This window comes from Clostridia bacterium (assembly GCA_026414765.1).
Lineage (GTDB): Bacteria > Bacillota > Clostridia > Acetivibrionales > DSM-27016 > SKW86.
Genome location: JAOAIJ010000038.1, coordinates 29,472 through 47,323, shown reverse-complemented (window position 1 = coordinate 47,323; position 17,852 = coordinate 29,472). Strand labels below are relative to the sequence as shown.

Annotated in this window: 14 protein-coding genes, 1 pseudogene and 1 riboswitch; of the genes and pseudogenes, 1 reads left to right on the top strand and 14 read right to left on the bottom strand. The window is 40.2% G+C overall.

All coding sequences use genetic code 11. From position 1 onward, the window contains the following. The 7 genes from cobI to N3I35_13910 form a co-directional block, all read right to left on the bottom strand. Complete coding sequence (gene cobI, locus N3I35_13940) at positions 1-720, bottom strand: precorrin-2 C(20)-methyltransferase (GenBank protein ID MCX8131186.1); 720 nt, start codon at positions 718-720, stop codon at positions 1-3. Further along, the gene (gene cbiE, locus N3I35_13935) at positions 707-1,957 is read right to left on the bottom strand and encodes a precorrin-6y C5,15-methyltransferase (decarboxylating) subunit CbiE (protein ID MCX8131185.1); all 1,251 of its coding nucleotides are present in this window, start codon (positions 1,955-1,957) and stop codon (positions 707-709) included. Before cbiE ends, cobI begins: the two co-directional genes overlap by 14 nt. Continuing rightward, complete coding sequence (gene cbiD / locus N3I35_13930) at positions 1,954-3,081, bottom strand: cobalt-precorrin-5B (C(1))-methyltransferase CbiD (protein MCX8131184.1); 1,128 nt, start codon at positions 3,079-3,081, stop codon at positions 1,954-1,956. The genes cbiE and cbiD overlap by 4 nt, the downstream gene beginning before the upstream one ends. Before the next feature lie 104 nt (positions 3,082-3,185). Beyond that, positions 3,186-3,812, bottom strand: a complete 627-nt coding sequence (locus tag N3I35_13925) for a precorrin-8X methylmutase (GenBank protein ID MCX8131183.1) — start codon at positions 3,810-3,812, stop codon at positions 3,186-3,188. Further along, positions 3,757-4,665, bottom strand: coding sequence for an ATP-binding cassette domain-containing protein (locus tag N3I35_13920; GenBank protein ID MCX8131182.1), 909 nt, complete (start codon positions 4,663-4,665; stop codon positions 3,757-3,759). The genes N3I35_13925 and N3I35_13920 overlap by 56 nt, the downstream gene beginning before the upstream one ends. Next, complete coding sequence (locus N3I35_13915; GenBank protein MCX8131181.1) at positions 4,652-5,293, bottom strand: energy-coupling factor transporter transmembrane protein EcfT; 642 nt, start codon at positions 5,291-5,293, stop codon at positions 4,652-4,654. The genes N3I35_13920 and N3I35_13915 overlap by 14 nt, the downstream gene beginning before the upstream one ends. Positions 5,294-5,313: 20 nt before the next feature. Next, on the bottom strand, positions 5,314-5,952 hold the full coding sequence (locus N3I35_13910) for an energy-coupling factor ABC transporter permease (GenBank protein ID MCX8131180.1): 639 nt from the start codon (positions 5,950-5,952) through the stop codon (positions 5,314-5,316). Positions 5,953-6,094: 142 nt separating this feature from the next. Next, positions 6,095-6,275: riboswitch (cobalamin riboswitch) on the bottom strand. A gap of 211 nt (positions 6,276-6,486) precedes the next feature. On the opposite strand from N3I35_13910, the gene N3I35_13905 reads away from it, so the two are divergent. Beyond that, positions 6,487-7,074, top strand: a complete 588-nt coding sequence (locus tag N3I35_13905) for a hypothetical protein (protein MCX8131179.1) — start codon at positions 6,487-6,489, stop codon at positions 7,072-7,074. Between the two features lie 95 nt (positions 7,075-7,169). Here the strand turns inward: N3I35_13905 and N3I35_13900 are convergent, their stop codons facing one another. The 7 genes and pseudogenes from N3I35_13900 to N3I35_13870 all read right to left on the bottom strand — a co-directional run bounded on the left by N3I35_13900 (position 7,170) and on the right by N3I35_13870 (position 17,639). After that, positions 7,170-8,954 carry an alpha/beta fold hydrolase gene (locus N3I35_13900; protein MCX8131178.1) on the bottom strand — a complete coding sequence of 595 codons (1,785 nt, stop codon included), beginning with the start codon at positions 8,952-8,954 and terminating at the stop codon, positions 7,170-7,172. A gap of 77 nt (positions 8,955-9,031) precedes the next feature. Continuing rightward, positions 9,032-10,742, bottom strand: a pseudogene (dhaK, locus tag N3I35_13895) (dihydroxyacetone kinase subunit DhaK). A 16-nt stretch (positions 10,743-10,758) separates the two neighbouring features. Then, on the bottom strand, positions 10,759-11,841 hold the full coding sequence (locus tag N3I35_13890) for a glycerol dehydrogenase (protein ID MCX8131177.1): 1,083 nt from the start codon (positions 11,839-11,841) through the stop codon (positions 10,759-10,761). A 313-nt stretch (positions 11,842-12,154) separates the two neighbouring features. Next, positions 12,155-13,231, bottom strand: a complete 1,077-nt coding sequence (locus N3I35_13885) for a PocR ligand-binding domain-containing protein (protein MCX8131176.1) — start codon at positions 13,229-13,231, stop codon at positions 12,155-12,157. Between the two features lie 441 nt (positions 13,232-13,672). Further along, on the bottom strand, positions 13,673-15,430 hold the full coding sequence (locus N3I35_13880; GenBank protein MCX8131175.1) for an ABC transporter ATP-binding protein/permease: 1,758 nt from the start codon (positions 15,428-15,430) through the stop codon (positions 13,673-13,675). Beyond that, complete coding sequence (locus N3I35_13875) at positions 15,427-17,172, bottom strand: ABC transporter ATP-binding protein/permease (GenBank protein ID MCX8131174.1); 1,746 nt, start codon at positions 17,170-17,172, stop codon at positions 15,427-15,429. The genes N3I35_13880 and N3I35_13875 overlap by 4 nt, the downstream gene beginning before the upstream one ends. After that, positions 17,169-17,639 carry a hypothetical protein gene (locus N3I35_13870; GenBank protein ID MCX8131173.1) on the bottom strand — a complete coding sequence of 157 codons (471 nt, stop codon included), beginning with the start codon at positions 17,637-17,639 and terminating at the stop codon, positions 17,169-17,171. The genes N3I35_13875 and N3I35_13870 overlap by 4 nt, the downstream gene beginning before the upstream one ends. Positions 17,640-17,852: the final 213 nt, after the last annotated feature.

The window sequence follows — 17,852 nt, the reverse complement described above, 5'->3', positions numbered from 1 at the left end:
TTAATCTACCCCGCTCTTTTTTATAATCATTGTTGTAAAATAGCTTAACTTGCCGCTCTCTACTGCACCCACATCGAGTTCTAAAGATTCGTCCGGAAGCCCGCACCGGCTTACAAGTACAGCCTTATCAAGCAGCCCTTTGTTTTTGAGACATTCTTTAAGCTTCGGAAAGTTTTTTGAAACCTTCATCAAAATGACATTGTCAAAGGTATCCAGAATCTCCTCCAGGTTTTCGCACTCATACGCCGAGGGTATCACCGCAATTGTTTCCTTGTTTTCTCCAAGGCTTATCCCTGCCCTTGCGGCAGAAGCACAGAAGGACGTTACTCCAGGTATGATTTCAGTTTCATATCCCTGCTGTTTGAGTACCTTGTGCATATAGATATAAGTACTGTAAACCGTAGGGTCTCCCAAGGTGATAAACGCTACATCCTCACCTTCATCAAGTTTTTCCCTTATTTGTACTATAGCATCGTTCCAGCTTTCACTAAGAAGCTTTTCATCATAGCTCATAGGAAAAAGCAGCTCAAGGATCTTTTTTCCCGCCCCTACTATGCCCTCCGCAATTGTCAGAGCCAGACTGCGCTTATCCGCGGCAGTTTTTGGTACAGCTATATATTTCACCTGTTCCAGTATCTTTTTTGCTTTTACGGTAATAAGCTCAGGGTCTCCCGGGCCTACTCCGATTCCATACAGCTTACCGTTACTATACGTTTTCACCCTTGGCACCCCCATATTCCCCGCTAATGATATAAACAGGATTAATTGCCTGCATAAGGTGTTTTCCTCCAGCAATCCTACTCCTCGCAACTGATACATTTACTATGTCTGTTTCTGAAAACCCCTTTTCTTCCATTGCTTTTATCACTTCATGTACTGACTCTATCGCTATAGCGTTTACAACAACTCTAACAGGCTTTCCGAAGCCAGTTATCCACTCCAGCAAGTCTCCCATTTTCCCCGATGATCCGCCTATGAATACCCTGTCCGGTTCGGGCAGGTCTGCAAGTGTGCCCGGTGCCTCACCTTCGATAACCCATACATTATTAAGACTGAATTTATCTATATTCCTTCGTATCAAATCAATTGCACCCGGGTTCTTTTCAACAGCGTAGACTCTTCCTCCGGGACATCTTATGCCACATTCTACAGATACCGAGCCTGTTCCGGCCCCAATATCAAATACAGTATCATTCTCCCTCAGCCTCAGCTTGGACAGGGTGACTGCCCTGATTTCCTCCTTTGTCATCGGGATAGTATCCCTTATAAACATATCATCAGGTATACCTGCAGTTGAAAAAGGCCAGCAATGCTTACAGCTTTCAGTCGTTCTATCGTTTTGCACCAACATGATGCAGAGACTCTCAAAGCTCATGTCACATATTTCAGCAGGCATCCCTGTAACAATCCTCTCTTCAGGGTAGGAAAGGTTTTCGCCTACTGTGACCTGTACATGACCCAGACCTTCACGGATCAGATCTCTGCAAATCATATGCGGAAGCTGATCCCCTCCTGTGAAAACAGCAGCCTTTTTATTTTTTCTTATGATGCCGGCTAGATTTTCCTCATTGCGTCCATGCAGGCTTACAATACGTATATCCTGCCAGCTTGTTTTCATTTTTGAGCAAAGGTATTGAAAAGAGCTGATTCCTGGAAGCATCTCAAGCTCAATTCCCTGCAACCTGTTTTTCAAGTATTCTGCAATACTGTATATTCCCGGATCACCTGAAGCCAGGACAGTTACAGTCTTAGTGCTGCCATTGGCTTCTATATACTTGCAGATTTCCTCCAGATTGTTTCCGACAGTAACTTTTTCCTTGTTCAAATGACTAAACAGCTCCAGATTCCTTTTTCCGCCTATGATAACATCACTGTTTTCAACTGTTTTTTGGACTGCCGGCAGGATGTATTCCCTGTCTCCAGGCCCGATTCCCACTACATTTATCTTTGTGCTCATACTTGATTACAGCTCCTGATTTCTTTTAGTATTTCTTTTGCATTTGTATCCGTTGACAATAGGCTGTCATCTTTATTGAACAATACGGTTCCACACCTGATTTTATTAAAGGTATATTCTCTGCACTTTCTTGCAGCACTCTCTGCAACTCTGTCAAATACTCCCGGAATACCCGCTTCTTGTATTAAGGCAGCTGCTGCGTCTGTTGTTTTGCATGCATATACTCTCCGTACTAACTCAATATCAGCTCCTTCAAGTGCTGCATAAGCACTCAAAGTCTCCATCCTTGCGTCTGCGACCCTGCTGTGTGTGTGAAATATCCCTGACGCTACCTTAATCAGCTTTCCGAGATGTCCTACAAGCAGTATACCCTCTATTTGGCAGTGTACAGCCTTGTCCAGCATATATCCCACAAAGTTGCTAATTTTTATCACTTTTTCCTTATGAACCCCCAGCTGCTTTACGGCAAAGTTTTCCCCATAGTTTCCGAAGGTGAATACTATGTTCCTGTATCCTCTGGCAGCAGCAATGTCTAATTCCATGGCTATCGATTCCTTCCACGCCTCCTCCGACATGGGTGTGACTATTCCAGTGGTTCCCAGTATCGAGATCCCCCCAACGATGCCAAGCTTGGGATTGTAGGTGTTTTCAGAGATTTTCCTACCCCCGGGTACACTTAGCAGGATTTCAACCCCATTATCTCCGGCAAACACTTCCTGTACTTCCTTCAGTATCATTTTCATGGGAACAGGATTTATAGCCGGCTTCCCTGCTTCCACCTTAAGTCCGGGCAGAGTAACAGTACCAATGCCTTCCCCCGCCAAAACCCTTACACCTTTTTGCCCTGAAAAGTATGCTTCTGCAAAAACCTTAAGTCCAGAGGTCATGTCAGGGTCATCTCCACCATCTTTTAAGACAGAGCATTTTACACTTCCTGGAGAAAACGCCACATCAGTGACATCCAGGGTAAGCCTTACCCCGGCTGGAGTATCAATACTCACCCTGTCCACTTGCTTTCCCAAAACCAGCATCATGACAGCAGCCTTTGAAGCTGCTGCTGCACATGACCCTGTAGTATAACCCTTTCTGTACTTTTTACCGTTTATTACAACATATTCATCCATATTAAATCCTTAATTCAACTCATTTATTTGTCCCGAGCAGAATTTAGCAGTCTCTTATACTCGAAGTATTCAGTTCTAGGAATAATATTTATCCAGCTCAACGGCTAAATCATGTATAATATTGCGTTCACTATGGCAGCCGCCACATTGCTTCCACCTTTTCTTCCTTCTGCAATTATATACGGCACACCAGCTTTCATGAGCAGCTCCTTTGATTCAACTACATTCACAAACCCGACAGGAACACCTATTACTACGGCAGGGTCTGCCAAACCCTCTTTTATTAATTCATACAAACGGATTAAAGCAGTAGGGGCATTCCCTATAGCAAATATTTTATTCTTGCTGTCCCCAGCTGCTTTTTCCATACATATGGACGCTCTGGTCACATTCCTTTCCCTAGCCTCCATGGCAACCATTTCATCATTCATAAAGCACTCAACGCTGCCTCCGAACTTTGAAAGGGTTTTCTTATTTATACCCGCATATGCCATCTGTGTATCTGTGACAATATTACAGCCTGATTTGACGGCTTCTATGGCTCTACTTACAGCATTTTCACTTATTTTCAAAGTATCGGCATATTCGAAATCCGCCGTTGTATGGATCACCCTCTTTATGATTGGCTCATGTAACGGTGGAAATACTCTTTTACCAAGTATTTCAGAAATAATTTCAAAGCTTCTTTTTTCTATATCCTGTGGGTTTACGGTCTCTATTCCTTCCAGCATTTCCTTCACTCCAGCTTCCTTTTAATTTGAACAGGTTGTTGATTGACTTCCTGGCTTTTGAAATAGTCATGGCTGCAGCATCAACATCCAGCTTGTCCTTGTCATGCAAAACTTCCATCAGGTGTCCTATCCTTGGCAGCCGCAGATTGCTTTCCCTGAGTAGCTCTTTGTTTTTGAATACCTGCTCCGGGCTTCCTTCCAATATAATTCTACCCCTGCTCATCACATAGACCTTGTCACAATTTACAGGCACTATATCCACCTCATGGGTTGCAATGACAATCGTCAGGCCTTCTTCCAGCTGTATCTGCTTCAGGGTTTTCATCAGAGAGCTTATGGTCATAGGGTCCAGCCCCGCAGTAGGCTCATCCATAACCAATATTTCAGGTTTCATCGCCAGAATGCCGGCTATAGCCACCCTCTTTTTCTGCCCGAAGCTTAATTTATGTATTTCCCTGTCTCTAAGGTCTTCTATGTCAAGGAGCTTCAGTGAATCCTCCACTCTCTTTTCCGCTTCATTTCCGCTTATTCCAAGGTTCTTAACCCCGTAGGAAACATCCTCCCGGACTGTATAGGAAAACAGCTGGTCGTCAGGGTTCTGGAAAACCAGTCCGATGGAAGAATAAATTTGCTCTTCCTTTAATCCCGCAATATCGTTTCCATTTAGCAGAACTTGTCCGGATACAGGTTTGTACAGCCTGTTAAAATGTTGGGCCAGCGTAGTCTTACCGCAGCCATTAGCACCCAGAAGGGCAACAAAGCTGCCTTTCTCAATACTGATATTCAAATCGTCCAAAATTATCTTTCCTGCTTCATATTGAAAGCTTAAGTTCCTGGTTTCAAGTATTGCCATGATAACCTCTGCTCTTCATTGATTTTGATAAGGTCTTGCTTCTGTCATAAGCCCTGGTCAGGACGATTCCTGCCACGCTGCTTACTGAAACAATGGATTTGCATATTCCATTATAGCCCAAGCGGCATCTCTGAGCTTTTATTACGTTTGTTGCCTCTTCCCTGAAAATATAAATAAATTTAACAGCAAAGGTCAGCACCTCGATAAAGGCTTTTGGAAGCCTATACCACTTAAGAGCATTAATGAATTCTCCAAAGCTGATGGTATGCATCAACAACATTACTGCTCCCATGCTCCCCCATATTTTCAGGAATGAAATAATACCTTTTTCTACACCTTCCTCATACAGATCAATTCTTAAGAAATGCATATCAAAGGTATAAAGAATATTCTGTCCAACAGTGAATACCTGAATCAAACTCAGAATACCTGCAAAAAGCACTACTGCCACTATGGTATAAAACCTTATCCCGGTTCTTTTATGGGTTATAATCAACAAAAGCATGATGACTCCAGCTGTGACAGATAAAATACTTTTCGACTGTGCTATGCCTATTGCCAAAACCAGAAGTACTACGGCAACTATTTTGTTTTCCGCCTCAATATATCTTTTCCACCGACTTAGCACTTTTTATTCCTCCAAATAATTTATCCTACTTTGAATTCCCTTAACATTTCAGGCCTTCTGATATAAATGAACCTTAGCACAAGTCCTGTAAATATCCCTTCAACTACAGCCAGAGGGATTTGTCCTGGTACAAAAGCTAAAAAGTAGAACCAGAAGGATTTACTTTGCAACTGTCCCAAAGCCAGCTGTGCAGCTGTCGCTGCATAAACACATATATCTCCCAGGAATCCTGCAGCAAAGCCTGCAAAAAGTAGTCCTGCCCCGAATTTTCTTGACAGCTTAAACACAGCCCATCCCACTGTTCCACCGACAATACCCAAAGAGAATACATTTGCACCCAGGGTTATAATTGCTCCTTCTCTGAAGAGAAGCTCCAGCAATAGTACAATGGTACTGATGAATGGTGTAATAAGAGGCCCCATGAAAATCGATACCAACGGCGTACCGGCAGGGTGTTCCGTTGACCCGAAGGGCATAGGTATCTCAAATATGGTTACAGTAAAAACAAACGCTGTAAATATCCCACAAAGTATCTTGTAATCCAACTTTTCTTTGGTTTCTTTGTAATATTTCCTTATGCCCAGGGCTACGGCAGCTCCTGAGACTACTCCATACACGGCAGCCTGTGTCAAAGGTATGGTATTATCCCCCAAATGCATTTTAACTCCCCCTGATTGCAAAAGTACACAAGTGGCTCTGCCACTTGGTTTTCAAAAAATAAAAAACCTTAACCTGAGCGGTTAAGGGTAAAAAAGCGTAAAAAAATCCCAGCTTCTTTCAGTCTCCCCATCACTCGCAGGTACTACAGCAACAGTTACAAGCAGGTATTCTGGCTTAGGATCATTGTCTCTCTGCGCCTTCCCGGTTTACCCAGTGACATCATGCAGAAATTCTCCCCTTTACAGCGGCGTGACCGCTTGGGTTTCTCACCCAATTCCCTCTAACTGGCTTTCAGCCAGTCACTTGCAATTTTATTCAGCTTAGTATTTATGTTTTTTAAAGTCTTTAGAAATATTTATGTATATTATACAGTATTTGCATATTTATTGCACTAGTTTTATTGCTCCAATTTCATTGCACTGGCGGTATTATTGATTTATAGCAGCAAATGGGAACTTTTCCCACATTAATTATTATTATTCAGTAAATAATATATTCATGTAAACTTTCTACACATAAGGAGGAATTATTTAATGAAAGCAAAAATAATATTGCTGGTGCTAGTAGTATTAACCTCACTTCTGGCGGGGTGTAACCAGCCTGCGCCTACACCGTCTCCGAAAACCCAGGATCAGGCAACGAATCCGCCTCAGACGACACCACCCGAAACAACCCCTGAGGTAGTAACTACAGCCTCAATAGTAGATAATGAAGCTGCTTTTGAAAAGGCTTTAGGCACTACCGGTACATGGATCATATGCACAATAAAGGATTTGAAATTTGATAAAGATCTCATTCTCGATGGGGAGTTTAAGAACGGTAAAAAGGATGATGCCGGAAATGATGTCATTCAACGTAAGATTGCTTTGTACGCACAAGATGACAAGCGTAATGTAACAGCCAGATACACTTTAACCGCGCCAAAGCTTACTATCAACAGCCTGAATGCGAGAATTCAGAGCGGAACCTTCAAAGGTGATGTATATGTAAATGCGAAAAACTTCCAGCTGGTTGATGCTACTGTAGATGGAAACGTGTATTTCACCAACGATGATGCCAAAGCTACGTTTAAAATTGATGAAAAGAGCAAAATAACCGGAAAACAGGAATTAAAGAAGTGATTTGGTACCCACTTAAAAGGGGGCTGTTGCAAAACAGCTCCCTTTTAAAAACAGACTTGTTAACCGTTATTAGCATTTATATCAACATCCCGAGTCTACCTAAAAAAGTGGGTAGCTTGACCTGCAACAACATACCAGGTAATAAACATGGCATTCACAAAAGCCCCTGTAAAGATATTGGATGTCTTTTTGTTAAAGTATACCGTAACAAATCCTGTAAAAGCGAGAAGAGGTACAAACTGGTAAGCAATAATTCCCTGTAATGCCTCTGTTGGAAACATCAGCGTCTCAGCTGTCAGCAAATGGACAACCTGGAGGATTACCAGTACAGCCATACCCAGACAACCGATAGCAGCACTGGCCACATAGGATATCGCAGCCGATCTTCCATTACCTTCATTGGTCTTGAATCTAAGATAGCTATGAGCTGCCAAACCATTTATCAGGAAGAATATGAAGAACGGTATGAGGTAAATGAAGAACATGCCAAGCTGAGAAGTATTCATAGCCTTTAGTGCAACCACCCATATGCGGAAGTCAACTTTAAAGAAAACCAGCGCCATGACAGACAGCAAATACGCAGAAGCAATAACTAAAGCTGACAACAAGAAGGTTTTTCCCAAATATCCCCACTTAAATGTCCTTCCTTCGCTGTCTGTAGACAAACCATAGGAGTAATAGTTACCTCCAGCCTTCTTTGCAAATGCAAAATGCCAGATAAGGAAAATCACCAGGAAAATAAGCGCGTTCAGCAAGGCCCAGATTACGATTGCGTTGGTTATTTTTTGCGGCATCAGAGCCTTGGCGGTTATTTTATCAGCTAAGTGATAGAATTTGAAGAAGGTCAGTGCCGGTATAGCTGTCGCTATAACCGCCATTATTCCCCATAATGCCTTTGATCCCCTGAACTTTAGATTTTCCGGTACAGGCAGTTTAAGTCTGCCGAAGTAAGGCGTATCCAAAAGGAGAGCACCAAGGCTGATTATAAATAGTCCTATACCCAGCAGAGCAACAAGTGTTCCGAATTCTTTCCACGGCCATACCTGGTCATTGGGATCGATTACCTTCAACCCGGGCATGGCAGACTGTACAAATTCAACGGCAGCACCAATGGATTCTTTACTGATGTGTTCTCCAGGATGTGTGTCATCGGTGATATAAATCTTTCTTGCAGTTTTGTTCTCAAAGGAGCCGTAAAGTTTGTTTGCAGCTATACTCTCAGATGTTCCGAAAGCGGTCTTCATTTTTGGTGAAGACAATACTTCGATTGGCTTTTTAGTTTCATACATTACGCTGTAAAACTCGTCGTACTTACCATATACAAGGGCAAAGTTATACGGTGAGCTGGCTTCGACAGCTGGAAGCCCGAAGGTTGAAGGTGAAGAGCCCACAAGAACAACAGTATTTAGTAGTTTCCCCAGATAAGCCTGGGCAAGTACGGCATTCCACCCGCCCATGGAATGACCTTCTATCGCTATCTTGGTCTTGTCCACGATCGGAAGCGTAGCCATATATCCTACAGCGTCAACACCCCCTGAGAAGAATCCTGCAAATTCCCCCGGCCTGGTGTCCGAATAACCATGTCCGGGCATGTCGATGGACAGAACTACATATCCTCTGCGTGCATATTCGATATTAAATCCGCTTTGAGTTTCCAGTGAGTTGATATATCCGTGTATTGTGACAATACCCGGTGCCGGATTCTTCGAGGTTACACCTTTAGGTATGTAAAGATAGCCGTGGATTATATTGCCGTCAGCACCCGCTATCCTGACATCTTTTATCTTCACATTGCCAAAATCTGTCTGAACCCCCGATGCTATAAGGCAACCGATCAAGATAATAATCAGTGAAACAATAACCAACCTGCTCTTTTTCATGGTTTTCCCTCCAATTTAGTTATAGTTGTTATAAAAACACCACTATCGCAAATTGTGCAAAACTGATTGCTGTAGCACTACTTGAACTTCTTAACAATACCGTTGAATATGACACTGATTGCCATTGCCCCTGCGTCGGTGTAGCTGAGGCTTCTTTCCCCTACATAAGTCGCTCTTCCTCTGGATGCAACCATTTCCTTTGTCCGTTCAGCCCCGTTTGATGCTTCTGCTGCACTTTTCCTCATAGCTTCCAGCAAGTTTGCTCCTGCTTCACTGCTTGTTTTAAGTGACTCTGTTGCAGGAATCAGTGCATCCAGCAGGGTTTTGTCCCCGAGCTTAGCCCCGCCTGTTTTCTGTATCCCGTCTACAGCACTTTGCAAAAGTTCACCCAACTCTTTTAAATTCAATTCAGTTTTTCCTGCTGCATATTTTCCTGCACATCTGAAAGCAGACCCCCAAATCGGCCCTGAAGCACCCCCGCAATATTCGGTTATTATTAAACCGCTTTTCTTCAATATTTCACCAATATCACTCTTCGGTATACCATCCCATTCATCCTTTAAAACCCTGAACCCTTTGGCAAGAGACATTCCAAAGTCTCCATCACCGGCTGCAGAATCTAATTCACAGAAATATACTTCATTCTCAATAATAATGTCAATCATTATTTCAATAATATTTGCCATATCACTAGCTGATAAGCTGTTCACATTTAATCCCCCCAATCGGAAAAGACTTTCTTCGCGAAATTTAGCCTTAAAACCATTTATCTGTAAGATGCAATAAAGATAAATCCTATAACCTGAATGCAGCAGTCTCAACCGGATAGTCCAACAATTCCTTTAATTCTTCATCAAGCTTCAGCAGAGATACCGATGCTCCGGCCATATCGATTGATGTCATATAGTTGCCCACGAAGGTCTTGTATATCCTTATACCTTCCTTGTCCAATTCTTTGGATACGGAGTTATTTAGCAGATATAGCTCCTGCAGAGGAGTCGCTCCAAGCCCGTTAATAAGCAACGCCACTTCATCTCCTGCTTTAAACGGCAGATCACTTATGATTTTGTCTATCATTTTTGCTGCAAGTTCATCAGCAGTCACTATCTTTTCACGTGCTATACCTGGCTCTCCGTGAATACCTACGCCAAACTCTATTTCATGCTCATTCAATGAAAAAGTAGGACTTCCCTTCGCGGGAACAGTACATGAAGTAAGTGCAAAACCTATAGACCGTACGTTTGCTATTACTTTCTCAGCCACAGCCTTAACAGGAGCAAGCTCCATTCCCTTCTCAGCTGCAGCTCCTGCAATCTTATGCACAAATACCGTACCTGCAACCCCTCTTCGTCCGACAGTATATAGGCTGTCCTTTACTGCCACATCATCATTTACATATACCTTTTCAACATTAATACCGTCGTCCTCTGCCATTTCAGCCGCAGCATCAAAGTTCATACAGTCTCCGGAATAATTCTTGATTATAAGAAGTGTCCCCTTGCTTGACCTTGTCTCAAGTATGGCATTATAAACCTGGATTGTTGACGGAGAGGCAAATATATCTCCGCATACGGCTGCATCAAGCATCCCTTTTCCTACGAACCCTGCATGGGCAGGTTCATGTCCGCTTCCTCCCCCGCTGATAAGGCTGACCTTATCCTTGTTTATTTCCTTCTTTTTTATCACTTTGTATTTTTTACTGAACACCAGCAAGTCAGGGTTTGCCTTTTCCATTCCTTCACACATCTCAATGACAATATCTTCAACTCTATTGATAATTTTTTTCATCCGACCACCCCTATCCTTATCTTCCAAGCCTGTTCGCTACCAGTATCGCTGAATATACGATATCCGGAGTTACCGGGAAAGGCATGTTGTGAATGGTTTCCCCTTCAGCACATACCGCTTTTGCTACGGCCATAATCTTTTTCTCTGTTACCTCAACTATTCCCAGATCCTTCAAGCATGTAGGAAGGCCAACAGATTTGCAATAGCCGATAATCTTGTCCAATTCTTTCTGAGGTGCATTCTCAAGAACCAGATGAACGATGACTCCGAACGAAACCTTTTCTCCATGCATATACCCGTGGGTTTCTTCAAGAATCGTCAAACCGTTATGTATGGAATGGGCTGCTGCAAGACCGCTGCTTTCAAACCCGAGTCCGCTCAGCAGTATGTTTGCTTCTATGATATCCTCAAGCGCCTGTGTTACAACCTTCATATCATTAGCCGCTTTTGCCTTTAATGATTCTGCCATCAAAGTCTCATAACAGGTTCTTGCAATAGCAAATGCAGCTTTTGTACTCTTGCCTCCCGGCATATTATCCGCTCCGGACCTTATGCAGGATCTGGCTTCAAAGTATGTGGAAAGAGCGTCTCCCATTCCTGCAACAAGAAATCTTGTAGGAGCTTTAGCTATTACAGCCGTATCAACCAAAACAAGATCAGGATTTTTGTCCAGGTGAAAATATTCTTCAAATTCGCCGCTTTCAGTGTAGATAATTGAAAGCTTACTGGTAGGAGCATCTGTTGAAGCTATAGTCGGAACAATAATTACTGGTTTTTTCGAAAGGAACGAAGCCGCCTTTGCCGTATCCAGGGCTTTTCCTCCGCCTAGTCCGATAAATACTCCACAGCCCTCTTCCTCCGCCAGCTTCCTCATTCTCTCAATTTCATTCCTTGTACACTCTTCTCTGAATTCCCCGTAAAAAATCTCAAAAGCATCTTTCTTAACGGCCTCATTGAGTTGTGCCTGTACTCTGACCTGGTCAATCTTAGATGCCACCAGCAGTGCCTTGTCCGAAAATTGCTTTACATAATTTCCAAGATTGTAAAGTTCATCCTCCCCCTGGACATACTTTGAAGGTGAAATCATTACTCTTTTCATTACCCAATGCCCCCTCTAAACAATTTTTTACTTTTTCTTCTCCTTACAGTAGTGATTTTTTTCAGAATAAAAACGAAATGCATGAAGAAAAGAAGTCAGGTTGTTTTATTTTATGACTTCATTATAGTACTTTTTTTAGTACATTCCATCAAATAAATTCACCTATTTAAGGGAAAAATCAATCGTGTTTTTTTGTCATTTTTCGAGAAAATTGTAATAATCGACACTACAGATATAGAAGAAATATGCATTTTTATGAAAGATGCAGCCAAATCGGCTAGATAGAAAAGTTATACATTTTGCTATGTGATTATCAATTACTGCTAAAGTTATGATATTTCCTATATACAGCCGGCGTTACCCCTACCAGCTTCTTGAAAACTTTGATAAAATACCCGCAGTCCTCAAAAGCTAAGGCTGCTGAAATATCATATATAGTCATATCAGTGCTTTCCAGGAGCTTTCTTGCATGACTCATTTTTACCTCGTTAATGAAATTGGAAAACTGCTGCCGCATCTCTTTTTTGAACAGCTTGCTGAAATAGCTTGAGCTAACATTGCATAAAGATGCCATTTGATCCAAGGTAATCTTCATCTCAGGGTTTTGATGTATATATTCTATGGCAGGTTTCAAGATTTTACTGCCGACATAGGCTTCTTCAGCCTTTTCAGCCCCATTTCTTTTTCCCTCAGGGTTATTTATTCTCAATATATCAGAGAAATTCTTTACCGCTTCCCCCATGGTTATGCCCGGGAAGTTAACTACAGGACGTATAAGTTCCTTTTCCAATTCATCAAACTCTTCTGCCTGAATCAGCTTTACTACTTTCTGATTGAATTCAAACAAAGACATTTTTATTATTGCTTCTTCAACAATATAGTTGGTGAAATGCATCATCATGTCAGCAACTGTCTTTATCTTTCTCAAATCCATTACGGGAAGATCACGGTATAACTTCATCAATTCTGTATCCTTCTCAAAATCAATGGTTTGACTTGGATCGTGGTATATCTTCTCCAACTTTACATCCTCCGCTGTTTTGTCCAGCAGTATTTGCCCCGCCATCACTGCCCCTAAATACTTCTCGTCCACTATAATCGGCACAGCAAAATCCACCAATCCGGCATGACATAAATAAATATATGGCTGTTGGATCCTTGTCGCTTCCAATCCACCTCTGGAATCGCATTTTTCACACAATTTTCTATAATTTGGATTTTCCCTTATCCTTTTGCAAAACGGACTGCAATTACTATGTTCTGTAACGGGAACCCCCTTATAATCAACGGTTAATAGTGCCATCTCACTTACTGCGGCTATATCGTCCTGTATTTTTTGGAACTTTTCCAAATCAATCATGTACTTTAAATGCAGCAAATAACTGTTCAAGCTTATTCCTCCATTTGGATACTCAAGAAGCCCGGCATATTTTACAAACCGTACCCTGCTTCTTTAATATCTGCGATTGTTTCACCTGTGGATATGGCAAAGAATTATTAAGTAATGCTATTATTTCTAGTTTATCACTAGTCCTGATATATGGCAATGCTATAGAAATGGCCGCGGTGTGTTACTGCACTAAAGCTTTGCCGGCAAGTGTCATAAAGATTATTCAATAGATTTTTCATTATTCCTTCTTCTGCCTTATAATTTTTAGCTGATAATAAGATGTGATTGGAAGGATGGTACCTTCCATGAGAAGCGGGAGGAAGTATAGTGGGATATTTCAAGGATTGTTATGCCAGAGTAGCATGGTATGGACAAGAATATGTTAACATAAATTGGTACAATAAGGATTAATACACACGTAAAACCTTCCTCTTAATATGTTTAGGAGACTTGTAAACCTTCGTACTGCTTCCCGAATAGCAAATCGTATATCTCATTATTCCCCAACAGCTTACCATGGGGTGCATCTCCTACAATTCCGCCTTTATCCATAACAATAATCCTATCTGCTGAAAGTACGGACGATAGTCTATGCGCAATAATTATTAAAGTTCTGTCATTGGAAAGGTTATCAATTGCTTTATTAATCATTTTCTCTGATTCATGGTCAAGGGATGATGTCGCCTCATCAAAAATGATAATATTGGGCTTTGTTAATAATACCCTTGCTATTGCTAACCTTTGCTTCTGTCCCCCTGATAATTTGACCCCCTTTTCACCTATAAGAGTCATATATCCTTCAGGAAGACTTTCAATAAACTCATCTATAAAAGCCATCTTACACACTTCCTTAATTTCCTCATCAGTTGCAGATGCTTTTGCTAATAGCAGGTTGTCCTTTACAGTCATATTGAAAAGCATGCTGTCCTGCATTACAACACCTATATTTTGGTGCAAAGCAAAAGGATTAATATTTTTTATATTAACTCCGTCAATCAAAATCTTACCTGCCTGGGGTTCATATAATCCTAAAATATTTTTAATCAAAGAACTCTTACCACATCCGCTTTTACCTACAATAGCAATTCTCTCCTTTGGCTTGATTTTAATATTTATATTTTTCAATACATCTTCGTGAGAGTCATTATACTTAAAGCTTACATTCATTATTTCTATATCGCCAGCTAATTGCAATTTATTTTTTGATATTTCCCGTGCTTCCATCGGATAACTTATAACTTCCAAAACTCTCTCCATTGCCGGAATGTCATTACTTATTTGCATATCCAGGTTATTAATGCTTCCTATCCCGCTAAAAAACTGCTCGTAGTATTTCATAAACACTAATAAACTCCCTATTGACAATTCACCACTGAATATTAAAAGTCCTCCGATGAAATATAAATTCATCCTGGTTATAAAGAAGTCTTTTAGAGAAATAAAGCTTCTGTTTCCATACCAGAACATCTGCCTCTTAAAGAATTGTATACTTAAATCATGCCAAAAACTTGTAAATATCCGGCTTTCATTTTTTTCAATAGATAAGGCTTTGACTTCCTTCCAGCCTTGAATACTTCTTTGCAGCCAATTTTCATATTTCCCCCATGTTTTTCTGTATTCTTCGGATGATTTTTCAACACCCTTCCCAAGCCACCTTGTCATCCAGAAAGACAGCGGCACCATTAAAAGCCCAAACAAAGCTAATTTCCAACATAGAATGATTAACACTATCCCGTTAATTAATACTAACATCCAGTTGAATATGTATTCAATTATTTGCTGGTTGAAAAAACGCTCAAAGACATCAACATCAGTGTCAATCCTATTCTTTAGATCCCCTGTATTATACTTTTCATAAAACGTTACAGGCATTTTTACATAGTTCCTTAATAGCTTATACCGAATATCAAAAGTTATCTTACTGAATACTCTGTTACTGATAATCTTTTGATATACTGTTACAGCCGTTTCCAAAAGGTATATCCCAGCATATCCGATACAAACCCACTTTAGCATATTAAGCTGCCTCTTAACCATTACATCATCAATTAATATCTTAAAAAGAAACGGAGATGTCAGCCCCAGAAGGATTAAGACTATTTTCAATGCACCTAGATTTACAAACTGAGTTTTGAAACCAGTAATATGCATTTTGATTTTATCATAAACGTTCTTTCGGATACTTACTATTTTTTTCATCCTGCTATATCCTCCTGGGTTATATACTGCTCACTAAACAGAGAACGATAATGCTCGCAGTTTTCCAGTAGTTTTAAATGGTGATCAAATGACACAATTTCCCCGCCATGAAGCACTGCAACCTTATCAGAATCGAGAATAGTAGTAAGCCTGTGTGCGATAATAATGGTTGTCCTTCCACAGCTTAATTCCTTCCATGACTTTTTTATTACTTGCTCAGCTTCATAGTCCAGTGCCGAAGTAGCTTCATCAAAAATAAGAATTGGGGGATTTTTCAGAAATACTCTTGCTATGGCAAGCCTTTGTCTCTGTCCTCCCGAAAAGTTAATACCATCTGTACCAATCACCGTATCAAGACCATCAGGCAAGCTTCTTACAAATTCTGCAATATGGGCTTTTTCACAGGCTTCCCAGATTTCTCCATCACTGCACCTGGGATTTCCAAGCTTCAGGTTATATTTTATAGTACCGTCAAAAAACAATGTTTCTTGCTGGACAATTCCAATATTTTTTCTTAGTGATTTTAATGAGCAGCCCTGAATATCTGTGCCGTTAATTTTGATCGTACCTTTACATGGGTCATAAAACCGGAGTAGAAGATTTACCAAAGTACTTTTTCCTGCTCCACTTCTACCTACAAAGGAAATTTTCTCACCTTCGTTTATTGCTAAATTGATATTTTTGAGAACATGATTGTGCTCATTATATTGGAATTTAACATTTTTGAATTCAATTCTGCCTCCATTGACAGAAATATCAGGATATGTTTTATCCTGCTTTTCAGACTCTTCATTTAACAGGCTATACACTCTGTCTATAGACACCATGTTGTTTTGTATTTTTATATTGGCATCATTAAGTCCTTTTAATAAATTAGTACTTCTTGTAAAATAATCGATTATGGCAATAAACCCGCCTACTGTAAGCTCTCCATTGACAATAAAGACTCCTGCAACTATATATAGCATCAGGTTAGAACTTAAAGATATAAAGGCATTTGACCTTTCTGAGCCTACTTCAATTAGGCTTGACTTGATTTTAAGACGAATGAGGCTAGAACAGCTCTTTATAAACTTCCTAATCACATTCCTCTCACCGGCCAAAAGCTGTATTTCCCTCATCCCTCCCAGAATTTCGAACATCCAGCTAATATATTTACCGTAGACATCTCTATATTTTTTATACTGTATTCTTACCTTTTTGGCAAAAAATCTTGAAGTATAAACAGTAATGGGCACAACAATGAACATCAAAGCAGCTATCTTTATATTCAGAACTGCAACAAGAGCAACTGATATGAGAAGCCTGACTATATTGGCAAATAAGTAGAAAACATTCCAATGAATAAAATTCATAAATTCTTCGGCATCTTTATTTATTCTTGTAATCAAATCCCCTGTTTGTATATTGCTTAAATAGTCTGCTTTTAAAATAAATATTTTATCAAATATCCTCTTTCTAATATCAAATAAATATCTTGTCATTAAGTACGCCCATGTAGAATTCAGGATTAAATGCAATAGTTGTTCACCTATGTATATTACACCATAGCTAATTACAATTATTTTAAAAAAATCCATATTTCTATGATAAAACACCTCGTCGACAAGCATTCCAAAGATGTATGGGTATAGCATCCCTATAAACGAAGTGACAATCACACAGATAAACAGGTTGATAAAAGCCATTTTGAAGGGTTTAACAAATTGCCAGATTATTTTTATTCTTTTAGTATCTTTCATCGAGCAGCCTCCCGATTACCCTCGAACAACTTTTTAATAATCTTTTCTTTTCCTGCTAAAATCTCTACAGTGACAGAGTAAACTCCTGTGGGTTTATTTTTAAATTCTTTTTGAATTTCTTCCTGTACCGGCTCTATATGTAAATAAAATGAGTTTTTTTCGGGGATATCTTTAATTTCAACAATCGGTGCCTTATACCGTTGGCCTTCCTGCCCTAAATACCACAACACATCGTTATTAATAGCAGCTTGCCCTATATCTTTTTTATTGACATATAATTCAATGAATGTTTTTACATTGTCTTTCCTATAGTCGATTACTGCACTTCGTTTTGTGTATACATTTGTGTATGATGAATATGTAATTATAAGTAAACAGGTTAAAGTCATTGCAATAACCAATATTGTTGCAGCCGGAAACTTTACTGCTAAAAAGAAAAATTTCTGTTTTAAGCTTTGTTTGAACATAAAAAATCACCTCAATAATCAATACAATACCGGAATATAGTACGTAATTCTATATAAACTTTTGTTGTTTAGGACAAAAACTTACGATTCTTCCTACCCTCCTCTCAGGTCATTCCCCCGTAGCATTGGGATATACATTATCCTTAAGTCAGCAAAGCTTTAAGGGAAATGGTAAAGAGGGTTAATAAATTTTACTATTGTACTTTGAAAACT

What these genes read in the sequence shown, in the direction of transcription:
- cbiE (MCX8131185.1), bottom strand. Translation starts at nt 1,957, where the DNA reads ATGAGCACAAAGATAAATGTAGTGGGAATCGGGCCTGGAGACAGGGAA.
- cbiD (MCX8131184.1), bottom strand. Translation starts at nt 3,081, where the DNA reads ATGGATGAATATGTTGTAATAAACGGTAAAAAGTACAGAAAGGGTTAT.
- N3I35_13925 (MCX8131183.1), bottom strand. Translation starts at nt 3,812, where the DNA reads ATGCTGGAAGGAATAGAGACCGTAAACCCACAGGATATAGAAAAAAGA.
- N3I35_13920 (MCX8131182.1), bottom strand. Translation starts at nt 4,665, where the DNA reads ATGGCAATACTTGAAACCAGGAACTTAAGCTTTCAATATGAAGCAGGA.
- N3I35_13910 (MCX8131180.1), bottom strand. Translation starts at nt 5,952, where the DNA reads ATGCATTTGGGGGATAATACCATACCTTTGACACAGGCTGCCGTGTAT.
- N3I35_13905 (MCX8131179.1), top strand. Translation starts at nt 6,487, where the DNA reads ATGAAAGCAAAAATAATATTGCTGGTGCTAGTAGTATTAACCTCACTT.
- N3I35_13900 (MCX8131178.1), bottom strand. Translation starts at nt 8,954, where the DNA reads ATGAAAAAGAGCAGGTTGGTTATTGTTTCACTGATTATTATCTTGATC.
- N3I35_13890 (MCX8131177.1), bottom strand. Translation starts at nt 11,841, where the DNA reads ATGAAAAGAGTAATGATTTCACCTTCAAAGTATGTCCAGGGGGAGGAT.
- N3I35_13880 (MCX8131175.1), bottom strand. Translation starts at nt 15,430, where the DNA reads ATGAAAAAAATAGTAAGTATCCGAAAGAACGTTTATGATAAAATCAAA.
- N3I35_13875 (MCX8131174.1), bottom strand. Translation starts at nt 17,172, where the DNA reads ATGAAAGATACTAAAAGAATAAAAATAATCTGGCAATTTGTTAAACCC.
- N3I35_13870 (MCX8131173.1), bottom strand. Translation starts at nt 17,639, where the DNA reads ATGTTCAAACAAAGCTTAAAACAGAAATTTTTCTTTTTAGCAGTAAAG.